The sequence below is a fragment of the Desulfacinum hydrothermale DSM 13146 genome, from assembly GCF_900176285.1.
In the GTDB taxonomy this organism is placed as follows: Bacteria; Desulfobacterota; Syntrophobacteria; order Syntrophobacterales; family DSM-9756; genus Desulfacinum; species Desulfacinum hydrothermale.
Genome location: NZ_FWXF01000011.1, coordinates 110,084 through 126,754 on the forward strand (window position 1 = coordinate 110,084; position 16,671 = coordinate 126,754).

A 16,671-nucleotide genomic window follows, 5' to 3' on the forward strand; every position below is an offset into this window, starting at 1 on the left:
CGCAGGGGCACTCAGGCGGCCCAAGCCGCCTTTTCCTGTGCGGATTCCACGCGCGTTTCGTCCTGCTTGCGATGCCGTGCGGGTTCCACCGACTCCCGGCTTTCGGGCCACCGTCCCCGGCGCATTCGGAACCAAAGCAGCCGCACGTCGTTTAGGATCGTGTAAAGACCCGGCACGAGGACCAGGGTGAGGACGGTGGCGAACAGGACCCCCGCCGCCAGTGCCAGGGCCATGGGGATCAGGAATTTGGCTTGGAAGTCCGTCTCCAGGATCATGGGCATGAGGCCGCCCACGGTGCTGATCGTCGTCAGAATGATGGCTCGAAACCGGCGCTTGCCCCCTTCGATGATGGCCTCGAAAAACCGCATCCCCTCCGCCAGGTTTTCGTTGATGCGCTCGATGAGAACGATGGCGTCGTTGACCACCACGCCGGTGAGGGCCACCATGCCGAAAAGGCTCATGATCGAAAGATCGTAGCCCAGGACCAGGTGCCCCGCCACGGCTCCGATGAGCCCGAAGGGGACGGTGATCATGATCACCACCGGCTGGATGTAGCTTCGGAAGATGGTGGCGATGATGATGAAGATCCCCAACAGCGCCATGGGAAAACCGATCTTCAGGCTGTCCAGGGACTCGCGCATCTTCTTCTTTTCCCCCTGCAGGGCCACGTGCACGTCGGGGTAGGTGCGGCGCAATTGGGGAAAGAAGGTTGCCGACAGCTGCTGGAAGATCTCGTTGGCGTTGGCCCGGTCCGTGTCCACGGCGGCGCTCACCGCCACGCGCCGCATCCCGTCCGTACGGGTGATCTCCGAAAAACCGGGAGCCACCTCAAAGTCTGCCACCGATCGCAAGGGGATTTGGGATCCTTGAGGGGTGCGGATGCGCACCTCCTGCAACCGGGACAGATCCCGGCGTTCCCCTTCGGTGTAGCGCACCTTGATGCGAATGTCGTCCCGTCCCCGCTGGATGCGCAGGGCTTCCTCCCCGTAGTAGCCGGCGTAGATCTGCCGGGCCAGATCGTCCAGGGTAATACCCAGGGGCCGGGCTTCCGGTTTCAGGTGAAGGCGAAGCTCCCGCTTGCCGGCCGAATAGTCGGAGCGAATCTGGTAGACCCCATCGAACTTTCGCAATCGCTCCATGAGTTCCTGGGAGGCCGCCAGGATCTGATCCATTCGATGGCCCTGGAGCCAGATCTCGATGGGCGCTCCGGGGGGGCCCGCCTCCATGCCCTGGAAGGTGAGGGATTTGATGCCGGGAATGGGGCCCGTTTCCTTTTCCCATTCCACCATGATGTCTTTGGAGTGAATGCCGCGCCGTTCCGGAGGCAGCAAGATGGCTTGCACCGCCCCGTAATGGGGCCCGTAGCTGGGAACGTCCCCGATGGTTTCCCCCACCAGGGCCAGGCGATCCACCAGCAGGGGTTCCCCGGAAAGGGTCTTCATCCGCTGGTTCAGGCGAAGAAGCGAAGCCTCCAAGCGCGTTATCGCCTCCTGGGTCACTTCCACCGGCGTTCCCTCGGGAAACTGCACGGTGGCGGTCACAATGAAGCCGTCGATTTCCGGAAAGACAACAAATTTTACGATCCCGCCCCGGATGAGGCCGATGCTCATGAGCAGTACGGCGACGGCGGCGCACAGCCCGATGTACCGCCAGCGAAGGACGGTGCTGAGAAAGGGGGCGTAGATGCGGGCCACGAACCATTCCATGCCGGCGCTCACCGACCGTTGGATCCGATGCACACGGCCCAGGAATCCCTTGCGGCCGGCTGTGGCCTGATTGGGGTCCGGCAAGTGACTCAGGTGTGCGGGCAAAAGGAGCAGGCACTCGGTCAGGGAGATGATCAGGCAGGCGGTGACCACCTGGGGTAATATGGCGATGAACTTTCCCATGATGCCGCCCACATAGGCCAGAGGCAAAAAGGCCACGACGGTGGTGGTCACCGCGGCGATCACGGGAAGCCCCACCTCGGACACTCCCTCCACCGCGGCTCCCAGAGGCGACTCGCCCCGTTTCCGGTGGACGAAGATGGCCTCCCCCACCACGATGGCATCGTCCACCACGATCCCCAGGACCATGATGAAGGCGAAGAGGGAGATCATGTTGATGGTGCCTCCCAGGCCCCACACGATGGCCAGGGCCCCGGCGATGGAGACGGGGATCCCCATGCCGGCCCAGAAGGCCAAACGGGCGTCCAGGAAGAGCCACAGGGTGAGCAGGACGATCACCAGGCCGTAGAGGCCGTTTTTGACCAGAAGGTTGATGCGGGCCCGGAGCATGTCCGTGGTGTCGTAGAGGATCTTGATCTTCAAGGTTTCCGGAAGCTTACGCTGGGCTCGTTGCACGTAGTCGTGGACGGCCTGGGAGATCTTAAGGGCGTCTTCTTCCGACGTTTTGAAGACCACGAGCATGGCTGCGGGATCGCCGTTGATGGTGGCTCGGATGGGGTCTTCCGTGAACCCGTCCACGATGCGGGCCACCCGGCCCAGGGGGACCATGTCCCCGTCGGGAGTGGTCAGGAGCACGATGGAGGCCAGTTCCTCTCCCGTGTACTTGCGTCCCACGGTGCGCAGGCGGATCTCTTCACCCTTGGTGCGGATGGTGCCTCCGGCCAGGTTGAGGTTGCTGCGGCGCACGGTTTGAACCACCTGCGAAAAGGTGAGACCGTAGCGGCGGAGCGCCTCTTCGGAGACCTCCACGGCGATCTCGTAGTCACGGATTCCGAAGGTCTCCACCTGGGAGACCTGCGGAAGCATTTGGAGTTCGTCCTTGACCCGCTCGGACCATTCCTTGAGGCGAGCTTCCCCCATGCGGCCGGCCAGATAGACCAGGACCACGGGGTTTCGAACCGTCAGGTCCGTGATGATGGGCTCCTCGGCGTCCAGGGGAAAGGTGGAGATGGAATCGATCTTGCTCCGGACTCGGTCCAGGACCACCCGCAGGTCGAAGGTTTCGCGCACCTCGATCACGGCCGTTCCCGCCCCTTCCCGGGCCTTGGTGGTGATCTGCTTGATCCCTTCCACCCCCTCCAGGGCTTCCTCGATCTTTCGGCAGATCCCTTCTTCCACCTCTTCCGGGTCCGCCCCCGGATAGGGGACCGTCACGGTGATCATGTCCAGGGAAAATTCTGGAAAGATCTCTTTGATCATGGACGTGGCGGCCGTGATCCCGGCAAAGAAGATGAGGACCAGCATGATGTTGGCAAAGACGGTGTTGCGGGCGAAGGCCGTGAGAAGGCGCTTCATGATCTCTTGTCCTCACGCGCGGTTCGCGCGGCTTTCCTGTCGGCCGGCTCAACCTCCAAAAGCATGTCTTCCAAAGGGCTCACCAGGCGGGTCACGATCACCATGTCCCCCTCTTGCACGCCGTCGGAAAGGAAGGCTTCGTCCCCCTGGATACGAGCCACCTGCACATCCACCGTTTTGAGGCGTTTGTTGACGGCCAGATAGACCGTGTTGTCAAAGGTGACGGCCCAGCGGGGAACCCGGACCACCCGCTCCATCGTCTTTCCCGGGATGTCCACCGAACAGAACATGCCGGCCACCAGGGGCAGGCCGCCGGCGGTGGTGCGGGCCGCTTCCTGCGCCGTCACACGAACCGCCACGGTGACGGTCCTCGTCTTCCGGTCGTAGTCCATGACGCGATGCAGCGTGCCGGTCCATTCATGACCGGACGGATCTTCCGTCCATCGGATCCGGCAGGGCACATGGCGGATGTTCTGAAACCAGGCCACCGGAGGACGGGAGGAGGTTCGGTCGAAAAGGAGCCAGCGGCGTGCGTCCCGGCTGTCGAGGGACACGGCGATTTCCAGCATGGAATCGTCGGCCAGGCTGACGGCGGGGGTTCCCGGGGCAAGGTATTGTCCGATCTCCACCGAAACGGAAGTGACCCGGCCGTCGAAGGGAGCCTTCACCGTGCAGCGTTCCAGGCGGATCCGGGCCTGCTCTCTTTGGGCCTGGGCCGATCGCAGGTTGCTTTCGGCTTCCTGGATCCGTTGAGGATAGACGGCCAGGGAACGGCGCAGCACGTTCAGCTGGTCCAGGGCCTGCTGATAGGCCTTCTCGGCCGCCTCCACCCCGCTGCGGGTGCCCACTTTGTTCTGGGTGTAGAGGCGCCGGAGGCGCTCAAATTCGGACCGGGCCAAATCCCTCGTGCGGGTGAGCGGCCCCAGGCGGGCCTGTTCCCGCTGATATTCGCGCCGGAGCCGCTCCACGGTGCTGGTCCATTGCGCCACCGAGGCCTGGGCTTGTTCCAGCGCCGTTTCGTAGTCCCGGGGATCGATCCGAAAGAGCACGTCCCCCTTGGGGATGATCTCACCCACGTCCAGGCGCGGATGGACGAAGACCACGGTGCCCGAAACCTGAGAGGACAGGGTGGCCGTGTCCACGGGTGCGGCGTTGCCATGGCCGCGCAACACCACGGGCACATCCTCGTACACAGCCCGCATCGCCTGGACCTTCAGGGCCTGCTCTGTCTCCACCGCTTCCACGGGAGGCTTTTTGAGCTTGGAAAGGACCGCCATGGCGGCGATCCCCACGGCCAGGATCGCCACGCAGACGGCGATGCGAAAAAAGACCCTGCGATCCGTCCCTTCTTCCTTCTTACGAGCCGTCATGCACCCATGTCCTTCTAAGGCAGCCTTTCAAGCCGTTTCGTTTCATCGTTGAGAACGGAATGCACCCGCTCCAGGATGCGGCACCAGTCCCGGCTCGTCTCCGGCCCCAACTCTTCCACCAGATCCACGAAGGCCTGGAGGACCGTCTCCTCCAAGACCTCCATGTCCCGGGTGGCCTCGGGCGAAATGCGCACAAACACACGGCGCCGGTCCTGCGGGTCCGGTTCCCGCATCACCAGGCCCTTGTCCACAAGCCGGTCCACCATGGAGGATGCCGACGGGGCGGAAACGCTGAGGGTTTCCGCCAGGTCCTTGATGGTCATGTGCCCCCGTTCGCGAATAAAGAAGAGGGCGTGCAGTTGGGACACCGAGATTTCCCCGAAGCGGGCGAGACGGCCGCCATGGGCCTGGCGGGCGGACACGATGCGGCTGATTCGGTCCCGAATCAATCGGCTCGTGTTGAAGATAAACCGGGCCTGCTCCAAGGGGGTTTGGGCGGGGCACACGGGAAGGCCTCCTCAAATGTTAGAGATGCAAAATAGTTGGTAATCAAACATACCCCGGGAACTTTCTGTGTCAAGGGCAAAGGCTCGTTCAGGCCAGCCGGGGAAAAAAGTCCTGGTATCGGGCGAAGATCTCGGCTTCCAGGTCCTCGTGCAACAGCTCCAGGGGGCGGGCGCCGTGGGGACACCGGTAGTTGGGGGATGTGCCGAAAAGGCGGCAGGTGAAGGGACGGACGGGGTAGATGGTGCATCCGTGCTCCGAAAGGTAGGGGCAGGTGGTGCCCTGGGCGGAGCCCATGTCCCTTCCTTGGGCCTCCAGGTAGGCCCGGATGCGGGCGTCTTCCAGGGGGGTGCGGGACGGCACGCCGAAGCGGCGGCAGCAGTCGGTGCACCCGTCGATGCATTGCATCTCCGGGATCAGGGCGTAGAGGTCCTCCAGGGTGAAATCCTTTGAGCCGTTGGATCCAGGTGTCATCTTTGCGCTCCATTTTGGCGGTGGTTTTTCTGCAAACGTGTTGTCAGGAAAAGGCGTCCCATCGTATGGTGGGAGGCGATTGGAATTATAGGGAGCGAGTATGGGCGAAGCAACGGTTGGGGCCTTACGAAGACTTTCATAGCAAAGGAGGAGAGGATATGTCGGAGTGCATCTTTTGCAAGATTGTTGCCGGACAGATTCCCTGCGCCAAGGTCTATGAGGACGATCATGTGCTGGCCTTTCTCGACATCAACCCTCTCATGCCGGGCCACACCCTGCTCATTACCAAAAAGCATGCGGAAACGATCTTCGACCTGAGTGCCGAAGAGGCGGCGGCCTGTGGGGCGGCACTGCCCAAGGTGGCCTCGGCCGTCTTCAAGGCCATGGGCGCCGAAGGGATGAATATATTGCAAAACAATTACGAAATATCCGGCCAAGAGATCTTTCATGTCCATTTTCATCTCATGCCGCGAAAGACCGGAGACGGGTTCAAGGTTCCCTGGCCGGCCAAGCAGTATGGCCCCGGAGAGATGGAGGCGGTGCTGGAAAAGATTCGAAAGGCCTTTTAGGCGCTTGGCTCAGGCGGGCGCCTTTCGGGGCCGGGATAGGGATCGCCGGTCCCCAGGGGCAGGCCATCTGCCCCGTGGGGACGGGTCAGGTTTGCAGGCGGGAGGCCAGGGAAAGGACGGCACGGGCTTCGTCTTCCCGGCCCCTTTTCCGGCATCCCTGGGCGTAGATGCGCGTCTTTTTCTGGAGCACGGCGATGGCCTGAGCGCGCTGTTCTTGTGACAGTTCTCGGGTTTTTAGAAGGCGTGCGATGGCCCGGATCCGGTATCGGTCCAGGGCGGGGACCGAGGCGGAAAGCTGGTCGGCGTGGCCTCCGCGCTTGATCACCAGCGGTTTCGGTACCAGGCCGATGGGGTGGCGGCATCCGATCCGGAGCCACAGGTCGTAGTCTTCGCAGGCGGGAAGGTCTTCGTCAAAGAGCCCCACCTGCTCCAGCAGGCTCCGGTGTAGCATCACCGCCGATGGGCTGATCAGGCACCTTTCCAGCAGCCGGTCAAAACAGTGTCCCGACGGCTTGGCATGGTATCTTTTGGGATTCCAGCGTCTTCCGTTTCGGATCCACACTTCTTCCGTCTGGCAGATGAGCCAGCGGGGGTGTGCGGCAAAAAAATCGAGCTGTGCCCGGAGTTTTCCCGGCAGCCACAGGTCGTCGGAATCGAGAAAGGCGATCCATTGGCCTCGGGCGGCCTGCACGCCGCGGTTGCGCGCGGCGCTCACCCCCCGGTTGGACTGTCGGATCACAAGGATGCGGTCCCGGTAGGGGGCCAACACCTCCGGCGTCTCATCTGTTGAGCCGTCGTCCACCACGATGATTTCCATCCGGACGCCTTCCTGGGCCAGAACGGAATCCACCGCCTCCCGGACCATGTGGGCCCGATTGTGGGTGGGGATGATGACGCTCACCAGGTCGGTCACGGTGGTTTTCCGTCTAGAAGCTTTCCATCCACAGCCAGAAAGCCCCCAGAACCCCCAGTGCCACGATCACCAGCTCAATCATGGTTTCCAGCACGGGGGCGTCTTTCAACCGCTTTCCCCGGGATACCTTGGCAAAGACACCGTAGGCGGCCGCGGCGGGGAGCCAGAACAGGGCGAAGGACGTGGTGAGCCCCAGCCGAAGGCCTGCCACCAGCAAGACGGCCAGGGCCACGGCGGCTGTCAGAAGAAGCCGCATCGTCTTGTGTTCTCCCAGCAGCACCACGATGGTTTCCCGGCCCACCAGGCGGTCTCCCTGAATGTCCAGGCAGTCCAGCAGGGCCGTTCTCAGGAGCACCAGCAGAAAGACCAGCGGGAAGGCCCAGAGAAGTCGGCCGAAGCCGTCTGTCAGATGGTGCAGGTGGGGAACCCAGACCGTGACGCAGGCCCAGGCCAAGGGCACCATGAAGGTCTTGGATCCCGGGATGTCCTTGATGGTCAAGATATTTCGCTGGGTAAAGAAACGGCGCTCAAAGATGGGCACCGCATAGAGGGATCCAAAGGCCAGGAGCAGGAGCAGCACGATGGCGGACCACGGTCCCTGGCCGGCGGCCAGCAAGAGGGCCGACAGGGCCGACAGGATGCTGGCCGTCGTAAACACCTTTCGCCACCTCTGGTAGAAGGCCGCCCGTTCTGGGTCGTTGAGCTTGAGGGCCTCGTGGTCCAGGTAGCGGTTCAGGGTATGCATGGAAAAAGCGTAGGCGGCGGCCATGATCATGTGGGGAAGCTGGATGGGAAGGCCCGTGAGCGCCGACACGGCGGCCACCAAGAGCCCTGCGGCCAGGGAGCAGCCCAGGTTGTTGTAGGCGAGCATCTCCAGGAGGCGTTTCCATCCCGTGCCCTTGTCTTCCAATTCCCACTCGATCCCTTCCAGGAAGCGGACCACGTTCCGGATCATCCAGTTGGGCGTGGAGGCCCCGGCGGAAACTCCCACCGTGGCGTACCGGGCCATGCGGCCGGGATCCAGATCTTTTTCCGTTTCCACGTGGTAGGTGGGCACGCCGCATTCGCGGGCCACCTCCGCCAGCCGCACCGTGTTGCCGCTGTGGTAGCCGCCCACGATCACCATGGCGTCCACCTGTCGGCACAGCTCCCGCACCTCGCGCTGCCGGTCATGGGTGGCGTTGCAGATGGTGTTTTCCACGATCCCGTGGGGGAACTTCTTTCGGAATCGATCCACGATGGCCTGGAAGACCTCTTCGTTCTGGGTGGTCTGGGCCACCAGGAGCACCTGATCCCAGGCGGGCAGGGTGTCCACCTGTTCCGGTTTCCGGATCACGGTGCCCCGGCCTTCCGCATATCCCATGAGGCCGATAACTTCGGCGTGATCTTCGTCGCCCGCAATGACGATGTGGTAGCCTTTTCTCGCGTGTTTGCGAATGATGGCCTGCACGCGGGCCACCCTCTTGCACGTGGCGTCGATGAGACCCCGGCCGATCTGCTTGAGGCGTCGGCGTTGATCGGGCGGAATGCCGTGGGCCCGCACGATGACCCATTGGTCCCGGCATTCCTCCAGGTCTCGAGCTTCCGTGACGCCCCGTTGTTCGAGCATGGCCAGGACCTGGCGGTTGTGGATGAGCGGCCCGAAGGTGCGCAGGGGCTCTCCCGGCTTCGAGCGGGTCGCTTCCAAGGTCATTTCCAAAGCCGTCCGTACGCCGCGGCAGAACCCGGCGGTCTCCGCCACCAACACCTTCATGCGGGCATCCTTTCCCAGGCCGTGGAGTGACGTCCCGGCAGTCCTTCCAGGTCGATATGTTTCAGGAGGGGGCGCTTGTGGATCTTGCAATGGAGAAAATCCAGGCCCTTGCCAGCCTGTTCATCCAGCCAGGCGTCGAAGAGATCCAGCATTTCCCGGGCGTTTCGGGCCGCCATGATCCGGCCGCGCAGAGAGGAGGATTCGGGACATCCTTTGGAATACCAGACGAGGAGCTTGCGCAGGATGCCGACGGCTCGTGGTTTTTCGCCCATGAACTCCAGGGCGTGGTCGCGGACCGTGCGCCGGAAGTCTTCCCAGTCGGGCGCCGCGGGCACGTGGGGAGATCGGCCCAGCTGCCAGGCGATCACCTGGAAAAGCCACGGGTTTCCCAGGGCGCCCCGGCCGATCATGACCGCCTCACAGCCCGTTTCTTGGATCATGCGGTGAAAATCTTCCGGAAAGACCACGTCTCCGTTGCCAATTACGGGAATGGAGACCGCTTCCTTGACTCGCCGAATCCAGCTCCAGTCCGCGCGGCCCCCGTAGAGCTGGCGGGCGGTGCGGGCATGCAGCGTGACGGCGTCCACTCCGGCCTCTTCCAGCCTCTTGGCCACTTCCAAGATGCACAGACTCTGCCGGTCCCAGCCGAGGCGGGTCTTGACGGTAACAGGGACCCCCACGGCCTGCTTGACGCGCTCTACGATGCGCAGCAGCTGATCCGGCTCCTTGAGCAGGGCCGCTCCGGCTCCCTGGCGGGCCACCTTGCGGATGGGACATCCGGCGTTGACGTCCACCACGGCGGCCCCGTGGTCTTCGGCCGCTCGGGCCACTTCCGCCATGGCCTCCGGATCCCGGCCGAAGATCTGAACCGCCACGGGGATGGGCATCTTTGGATCCCGCGCCAGAAGGCGGCGGCTGGCGGGATCTCCACGGCGGAACCCTTCCGAACTCACCATTTCGGTGACCACCATGCCGGCACCGAACCGGGCCATGATCCGGTGGAAAACCCGGTCGGTGATCCCCGCCATGGGGGCCATGACAAGGGGCGGGTCCACGTGTATGGAGCCGATGCGCAGGCTCACAGCAACTCCTTGGCCAGAAGATCGTGACAGCGGGCGGCGGCGTCCCGGATCGTTGCCAGGGCGGCGTCCGTCTTTTCCCGGGCGGCCGCCCCAAAGGCTTCATCTTTGATGGAACCCAGGTTGATCCAGACGTTGTAGGCGGCCACGGTGGCTCCGGCCTGAATCATCTGGACGGCGGCGCCGGCATCGCTGGAGGCGTTGGGATTCCCGGACCGGACCGCTTCCAGCGCATCGCCCACCAACCGCTCGAGAGCGAGCAGGGTTTCCAGGGGGACGCGGGCGGCCTCCTTGAAGGCCTCCTGGATGGCCGCGCTCCGGGCACGCTTCTCCTCTTCGGTTTCCTTGGGCCGACGAAAGGCATCCACCACCGCCTGGTAAGCCTCGGTGTCGCGCTGCACCAGGGACTGAAAACGCGGGATCTCCTGGGCGGCCCGCTTTTCGATGGCCTCCAGGGTCTCCCAGCGGTCCTTGAACTTTTCTTTACCCACCGTGAGCCTGGCCACCATGGCTGTGAGGGCTGCGGCCAGGGCTCCGGCCAAAGCCGCGGTGCTTCCGCCTCCGGGGACCGGGTTTTCCGAAGCCAGTTCCTGTAGAAACTCCGTCACCGTCAGTTGATTGAGATCTTTCACCCATTCTCCTCCCTTGAAGACAGTGTGAGGCACTGGGAGCCTGTCCGACAAGGGTCTCTCGGCCTTTTGGGGCGTTCTGACAAATGCAATTCCACTGTGCCATGTGATGTTTTTGAGAGTAGGGGGGCGGAACCCGCCCCTGCTCCCGCAAAGTTGGGCCGGCAGCACGGGCCCTCTGGCCGCCCCAACCTTCCGGCGGCTTGAGAAGGGAGCAACCCAAGCGTTCTCGGACAGCCTCCCCAGGGATCTCCCCTTAGACCCTTTCCCCTTTCTTATACACCTGGACCACCGGGTTGGCGCCCGCATGGTAGGCGATCACGGCCGGGGTTTCGCCTTCCAGCACCAGAAAGTCCGCCTGCTTGCCCACGTCCAGGCTGCCCACCTTGTGGGCCATCCCCAAGGCGTAGGCGGCATTCAAGGTGGATGCGGTCAGCGCCTCTTCCACCGAAAGGCCCATGAGCAGTACGGCCAGGCCGAACACGAAGGGCATGGATTCCGTGTAGGAAGATCCGGGATTGCAGTCGGTGGCCAGCGCCACCGGGACGCCCAGATCCACCATGGTGCGGGCCGGCGCAAACAGTTTTCGAAGGCTGTAGGCCGTGGCCGGAAGAACCACGCCGATGGTGCCGGCCCGGGCCATGGCGCGCAGGTTGTCTTCCGATGCTGCCAGCAGGTGCTCCGCCGACACGGCCCCCACTTCCGCCGCCAGGCCTGCACCGCCCAGATCGTGCACTTCGTCGGCGTGGATCTTGGTTCCCAGGCCGGCGGCCGAGGCGGCCTGCAGGATCCTTCGGCTTTGCGCCACGGAAAAGACGCCCTTTTCACAGAACACATCGCAGAACCGGGCGATGCCCTGGCGGACCGCCGCCGGGATCATTTCCTCCACGACCAGGTCCACGTAGGCGTCAGGGGCATCCCGGTACTCTTCCGGAACCGCATGGCCCCCCAGAAAGGTGGGCACCACGTCCAGAGGCGTTTCCCGGCCGATGCGACCGATCACACGGAGCATCTTCAGCTCCGTTTCCGTATCCAGGCCGTACCCGCTCTTGATTTCCACCGTGGTGGTGCCGCACCGGAGGGCGGACAGGGCCCTTTGCCGGGTGGCTCGAAAAAGCGTTTCTTCGTCCGTTTCCCGAACGGATCGCACCGTGGAGAGGATACCGCCGCCGCGGCGAAGGATCTCCAGGTATTCCACCCCTTGAAGGCGCAGGGAAAATTCCCGCTCCCGCGGGACGGCAAAACAGAGGTGGGTGTGGGGATCCACCCATCCCGGAATGACGCAGCGCCCCTCCAGGTCCACTTCCTGATCCGGCTCGTGGGGATGCAGGCATCGGAGCACCTCTTCCTCGGGACCCACGGCCCGGATCAGGCCGTCCCGGCACCACAGGGCTCCCTTTTCCACTACCCGCACCGCTCCCTGGTCCGGTCCCGCCTTGGGGCGCCCCGGGTCCGTCGGGGTGACGAGGGTGGCGTTTCGAAAGAGCTTGTCCATCATGAGCCGTCACTCCCCAGCATCTCCAACATCTTCAGCTCTATGACCTGGTCGGGCGAAAAACCGGCGATCTGCAGATAGTAGGCGGCGCTTTCCAGCAGGGCGGCGGCGGGCACCATGCCATAGACTTCCGTCTCCACCACGGGAACCCCCCACCGTTTCGCTTCCATGCGGATGAGCTCCGTCACGCGATAGAGGGCGTTTTTTTCATAGTCCACCACGTTCATGCTCACCTGCACCAGGCCCCGGTCTTCCAGTGATAGCCCGATTCCCTTCACATGGCAGAGTCCTCCGCTGGAAGAGCGCACGGCCTTGGCGATTTCCTTGGCCACGCGCACATCGGTGGTGCCGAGATTCACGTTGAACGCCACCAGGATCTTTCGGGCCCCCACCGCCGTGGCTCCCGCCGTGGGGTGCAGCCTCGGTTCGCCCACGTCCGGGTGCCGTTCCGGCTGGGTGACGGCCTCCTTCAGTCCTTCGTACTGGCCTTTTCGCACCACTTCCAGGCGCCGTCGTTCGGGCCGAAGCGCCGCTTCTTCGTAGAAATAGACCGGAACGCCCGTCTCTTCATGGTAGCGTTTGCCGAACCGGTGGGCCAGCTCCACGCATGCTTCCATGGTGATGTTGCGAAGCGGCACGAAGGGAATCACATCTACGGCTCCCATACGGGGGTGGCCCCCCTGGTGCTGGTTGAGATCGATGTGTTCCACGGCCACCTTGGCCGCCTCCAAAAGGGCTTCCTGGATCGGATCCGGGGCCCCCGCCAGGCTCACCACCAGCCGGTTGTGGTCCGCATCGGCCCGGTAGTCCAAAAGGGCGCAGCCGCGTCGGCGCCGGAAGGGCTCCACGATGGCTTCAATGACGTCCTGGCGACGACCTTCACTGAAATTGGGTACGCATTCGATGATCTGCGCCATGCTCTCGGTCCCTTCCTCCCACGTGATGGTTTTGACAATGGGTGTCACCGTGTTCATAATGCCCGTCGGCTCGTGATCTTCAAGCTGTGGGCGGGCCTTTGCCTATCATTTTCGCTGTCTTTTCCGCAAGTGGATCGTGCCTGATGAAGAGTGCCTGGAGGTGTCTTGGAACACGGGCCTGCGCCGATTCGCCGGCCCTGGGGGCGGTTCTGGCGGCGGGGGCCTTTGCCATATGGGGGGTGAGTCCTCTCTACTGGAAGAGTCTGAGCGCCCTGTCCGCCCTGGAGATCGTCATGCACCGGGTGGTGTGGTCTTTTCTCTTCCTCCTTCCCGTGCTCACGGTCTTCCAAGGCTGGGAGGAATTCCGGTCGATCTTTCGCTCCTTCAAGGCCCTGGGAACCCTGGTCTTCACCACCTGCCTCATCGGATGCAACTGGTTCATCTTCATCTGGGCCGTCAACCATGGCGAGGTCCTTCAAACCAGTCTGGGTTACTACATGAATCCCCTCATCAATGTGGTTTTGGGCGTGGTCTTTCTCAGGGAGCGGCTGCGGCGTCTTCAGGTCGTGGCCGTCCTACTGGCTGCAGCGGCCGTGGCCTATCTGACGCTGGACTACGGCCGGTTCCCCTGGATCGCTCTGTCGCTCTCCTTCGCCTTCGGCTTCTACGGCCTGATTCGCAAGAAGGTGGCCGTGAGTGCTCTCACCGGGCTGGTGGTGGAACTCTGTCTGCTGTCGGGCTTTGCCGTGGTCTATCTGGGGGGCCTCTACCGCGACGGCCGGGGCGTCTTTCTCAGGAACGGGCCGGCCATGGATCTTCTCATCATGGCCGCCGCCCTTTTTACCGCCGTGCCCCTACTCCTCTTCAACCTGGGCGCGCGCAGGATCCGTCTGGCCACCCTCGGCTTTTTGCAATACATCACCCCCAGCTCTTTTTTCTTGCTGGCGGTCTTTCGCTTTCATGAACCCATTACAGCGGCCCAGGTCTGGACCTTCGGACTCATCTGGGTGGCATTGGCCTGCTATTCGGTGGATTCTCTGATCGCCACCCGCCATCCGTGATGGGCCAGGGGGGAGAGAAGCCGGGACGGGCCTCCCATCTCCCTGAGCCTGGCACACACTTAAATGACCGTGGTTGTTAGTGTCAAACAAGGGTTATTGAATTTCAGCGGCCAAAATTTCAACAAGTGTTTGTGTGCGAGGATTCAGGCCCAGATGGACGGGGAGCCTGGGATCTCGTGCCGTAGGCTTCCCTGCGTATGGCCAATGGCTCGATTGGCGTTCGCCAAGGGGTCGGCTCCAAGACATGAGCTGTCGCAAGGCCTTGGCAGAACTGGACCGGTGTGGACTCGTTCGGCTTCTCAAAAGGCAAAAGCCCCATGGCTTTGAAGGGGCGAGGAATCCTCTCATGGAGATCCACGTCTCCGACAAAGGTTCCTTGCCTGTCAACAACTTTAAGGATGCCCAAAAGCGGGTGGAGTGGTACTCGGCTCGGCGGGGAATTGAAGTGTACCATCGGCCCCTTAAAAGCGGATGCCGCATCAAAAACCGGCAATTGGCAAGTGCGGATGGGCTCCAGAGCTGTCTGGGTATCGACATGGTGGCGGCGTGGCGGATCTATCATCTGACCATGCTGGGCCGTGAGGCCCCTGTGGTGCCCTGCGAGCGTTCTTTAGAGAGATCGAATGGAAGGCTCTCTATTTTTATGTCCACAAGACCGACTACGTACCTGAAAAGCCTCCTTCGTTATCGGAAGCCATGGCCTGGGTGAGGCGAATGGGGGCACTTGGGTAGAACACGAAATGGACCCCCAGGAACCCAGACCTTGTGTCAAGGACTCCAAAAGCTCGATACAGCAACCGAGATGTGAACAATACTTACAGCCAATGAACATAGATTCATTTAGGTTCAATAGCTCTTGCAAACAACCACGGTGGTATGTGTGGGTAAAGATCCGGTCTGGAGCCGGGTGCCGACTGCGCCAATTTCTATGACTGTTGGAACACCAACTCTAACCAGCGAAGTGTTCCCGGAAGAATTCGGCGATCGAGGAGTTATCCATCTTTCCTTCGGATACAGCACGTACCGTTTGTTCGAACATATCCTCGCCGGCTTCGATTTCCATACCGTTCAAGGAAAGAAATACCAAGGCAGCCACCGCACCAGTTCGCTTGTTGCCATCCACAAAGGGATGGTTCCGTACGATATGAAAAAGATAGGCCGCAGCCATCTCGAAAAGGTCACCGTGCAGATAGCGACCGCCGAACCCGGCTGCCGGCATTGCAAGGGCGGACTGGACAAGCCCCAGGTCCCGGATACCGGGTCTTCCTCCGTATCGTTCAATCTGGTCCCGATGGATTTCCAACACTTCGGCGAGACTGAGGAAATCGGGTGTCATGCGTCAGTCCGCCAGTTTCTTGAGAGCCTTACCGTAACGGCGGTTCGTTGTCTCCAAAGCCTTTTTGAATTTTTTCTGCCGCTCGGTGTCACGTACGGGGGAAACTATGAGCACCTGTCCGTCAGTGGAAATATCAAGCGGGGTGTCAGCGTCTATCTTCAAAAGATCGAGGACGGCACGGTCGATCACCAACGCCAGACTGTTTCCATGTTTTGTCAAAGTCTTGATCATGGTCTTGCCTCCGTCGTATGGTGTACCATTGTTATAACAATGTATCATCAAGAAGGGTTTGTCAACCTGAAGACGCAGAACTCTTACTGCAGAGAATCCCGTGCTCCAGGATGAGCACGGGATTCTCGTGGTTGTTTTACTGGAGCGAAGCCGCTCGAGAGCCTCTTCGGGGGATCCGTCTGAAGCATAGCACCACCAGGTGAGTATAAATCTCCGTGAGTGGAGATGTCCCGATGGCCGAGGGCCGCTTGATCACAAGCAGGTCGGAGGTGGTGGTGTACAAGTGGGTGGCGAATGTGTGCCGCCTGCCGCGGGGGCCGATGTCCTTGTGGCCCCCCTTAGCGAGCCAGAACTTGATGCGGTTTAGCACCCGCCGGGCCCAGAGGCGCATCCTACGCTTGGAGAGGAAGATCGCCTGGTCGGTGGTCCCCTGCCTGTGGCGTTTCGCGAGGTACCTGCGTAGGAGGGAGTGGAGATTGGACTCGAGGGACTTCACCTACGGCACCTGGGCTTTGGGGCGGATGTACAGGTGCTTTGCGCCCAGGTCCACGTCGTCGACGTCCAGGGAGACGAACTCCAGGAGCCGGATGCCGGTTCCCAGAACCAGATTGGCGATGAGCCTGTCGCGGCGGGCGGTGGCGGACGAACTGGGAAGCTGGATTGTGAAGAACTGAGACAACACCTTCATTTGCTCCACAATTGGCCTTGACAGTGGGGTCCACCTTAGAACGAGGGTATGAAATACGACCCGACACCACACCATCGCCGCAGCATCCGTCTGAAAGGGCACAACGATTCACAGGCGGGCGCCTATTTCGTCACCATCGTTACCCAGGACCGGGCGTGTTTGTTCGGCCGCATCGTGGACGGCGAAATGCGGCTGAACGCCTATGGGAAAATCGTCCGCGCGGAATGGTTCAAAACCGCTCAGGTACGGCCGTATGTGGTGTTGCATGAAGACGAATTCGTGGTGATGCCCAACCACATCCATGGCATCATTTGGATTGTGGATGATGTAGGGGCACGGCGGCGCCGTGCCCCTACCGTGGAACAATTCGGCAAACCGGTGCCCGGTTCCATCCCCACAATCATCCGTGC

Annotated in this window: 15 protein-coding genes and 1 pseudogene; 3 read left to right on the plus strand and 13 right to left on the minus strand. The window is 62.1% G+C overall.

Features of this window, described 5'->3' with window-relative positions; genetic code table 11:
- Nucleotides 1–11: 11 nt before the first annotated feature.
- From B9A12_RS10830 to B9A12_RS10845, 4 genes are all read right to left on the minus strand, one after another.
- A complete protein-coding gene (locus B9A12_RS10830; RefSeq protein ID WP_084057912.1) occupies nucleotides 12–3,242 on the minus strand; it encodes an efflux RND transporter permease subunit in 3,231 nt (1,076 codons plus the stop codon).
- Nucleotides 3,239–4,612 carry an efflux RND transporter periplasmic adaptor subunit gene (locus B9A12_RS10835; RefSeq protein WP_084057913.1) on the minus strand — a complete coding sequence of 458 codons (1,374 nt, stop codon included), beginning with the start codon at nucleotides 4,610–4,612 and terminating at the stop codon, nucleotides 3,239–3,241. Before B9A12_RS10835 ends, B9A12_RS10830 begins: the two co-directional genes overlap by 4 nt.
- A gap of 14 nt (nucleotides 4,613–4,626) precedes the next feature.
- Nucleotides 4,627–5,118, minus strand: coding sequence for a MarR family winged helix-turn-helix transcriptional regulator (locus tag B9A12_RS10840; RefSeq protein ID WP_084057914.1), 492 nt, complete (start codon nucleotides 5,116–5,118; stop codon nucleotides 4,627–4,629).
- An 88-nt stretch (nucleotides 5,119–5,206) separates the two neighbouring features.
- Nucleotides 5,207–5,590, minus strand: a complete 384-nt coding sequence (locus tag B9A12_RS10845) for a YkgJ family cysteine cluster protein (RefSeq protein WP_084057915.1) — start codon at nucleotides 5,588–5,590, stop codon at nucleotides 5,207–5,209.
- Nucleotides 5,591–5,748: 158 nt separating this feature from the next.
- Between B9A12_RS10845 and B9A12_RS10850 the strand changes: the two genes are divergently transcribed.
- Nucleotides 5,749–6,159: an HIT family protein gene (locus B9A12_RS10850; protein ID WP_084057916.1), complete on the plus strand. Its 411-nt coding sequence runs from the start codon at nucleotides 5,749–5,751 to the stop codon at nucleotides 6,157–6,159.
- An 85-nt stretch (nucleotides 6,160–6,244) separates the two neighbouring features.
- Here B9A12_RS10850 and B9A12_RS10855 read toward each other — a convergent pair whose 3' ends face one another.
- From B9A12_RS10855 to ftcD, 6 genes are all read right to left on the minus strand, one after another.
- Nucleotides 6,245–7,072, minus strand: a complete 828-nt coding sequence (locus B9A12_RS10855; protein WP_245802424.1) for a glycosyltransferase — start codon at nucleotides 7,070–7,072, stop codon at nucleotides 6,245–6,247.
- A gap of 13 nt (nucleotides 7,073–7,085) precedes the next feature.
- Nucleotides 7,086–8,825: a 4-hydroxy-3-methylbut-2-enyl diphosphate reductase gene (gene ispH, locus B9A12_RS10860; RefSeq protein ID WP_084057917.1), complete on the minus strand. Its 1,740-nt coding sequence runs from the start codon at nucleotides 8,823–8,825 to the stop codon at nucleotides 7,086–7,088.
- Nucleotides 8,822–9,907: a tRNA dihydrouridine synthase DusB gene (dusB, locus tag B9A12_RS10865; RefSeq protein WP_084057918.1), complete on the minus strand. Its 1,086-nt coding sequence runs from the start codon at nucleotides 9,905–9,907 to the stop codon at nucleotides 8,822–8,824. Before dusB ends, ispH begins: the two co-directional genes overlap by 4 nt.
- A complete protein-coding gene (locus tag B9A12_RS10870; RefSeq protein WP_170920540.1) occupies nucleotides 9,904–10,536 on the minus strand; it encodes a cyclodeaminase/cyclohydrolase family protein in 633 nt (210 codons plus the stop codon). Before B9A12_RS10870 ends, dusB begins: the two co-directional genes overlap by 4 nt.
- 253 nt (nucleotides 10,537–10,789) lie before the next feature.
- Nucleotides 10,790–12,031, minus strand: coding sequence for an imidazolonepropionase (hutI, locus tag B9A12_RS10875; RefSeq protein ID WP_084057920.1), 1,242 nt, complete (start codon nucleotides 12,029–12,031; stop codon nucleotides 10,790–10,792).
- Complete coding sequence (ftcD, locus tag B9A12_RS10880) at nucleotides 12,028–12,945, minus strand: glutamate formimidoyltransferase (RefSeq protein WP_084057938.1); 918 nt, start codon at nucleotides 12,943–12,945, stop codon at nucleotides 12,028–12,030. Before ftcD ends, hutI begins: the two co-directional genes overlap by 4 nt.
- Before the next feature lie 143 nt (nucleotides 12,946–13,088).
- On the opposite strand from ftcD, the gene rarD reads away from it, so the two are divergent.
- A complete protein-coding gene (rarD, locus tag B9A12_RS10885) occupies nucleotides 13,089–14,006 on the plus strand; it encodes an EamA family transporter RarD (protein ID WP_084057921.1) in 918 nt (305 codons plus the stop codon).
- A 949-nt stretch (nucleotides 14,007–14,955) separates the two neighbouring features.
- On the opposite strand, the gene B9A12_RS10895 is transcribed toward rarD, so the two are convergent.
- The 3 genes and pseudogenes from B9A12_RS10895 to B9A12_RS17950 all read right to left on the minus strand — a co-directional run bounded on the left by B9A12_RS10895 (nucleotide 14,956) and on the right by B9A12_RS17950 (nucleotide 16,336).
- Complete coding sequence (locus tag B9A12_RS10895) at nucleotides 14,956–15,342, minus strand: type II toxin-antitoxin system death-on-curing family toxin (RefSeq protein ID WP_084057923.1); 387 nt, start codon at nucleotides 15,340–15,342, stop codon at nucleotides 14,956–14,958.
- 3 nt (nucleotides 15,343–15,345) lie between these two features.
- A complete protein-coding gene (locus B9A12_RS10900) occupies nucleotides 15,346–15,573 on the minus strand; it encodes an AbrB/MazE/SpoVT family DNA-binding domain-containing protein (RefSeq protein WP_084057924.1) in 228 nt (75 codons plus the stop codon).
- Nucleotides 15,574–15,709: 136 nt separating this feature from the next.
- A pseudogene (locus B9A12_RS17950) lies at nucleotides 15,710–16,336 on the minus strand (tyrosine-type recombinase/integrase).
- Here B9A12_RS17950 and B9A12_RS10915 point away from each other — a divergent pair.
- On the plus strand, nucleotides 16,310–16,671 hold a 362-nt coding region (locus tag B9A12_RS10915), incomplete at its 3' end, for a transposase (protein WP_245802425.1). The pseudogene B9A12_RS17950 and the gene B9A12_RS10915 sit on opposite strands and share 27 nt — an antisense overlap.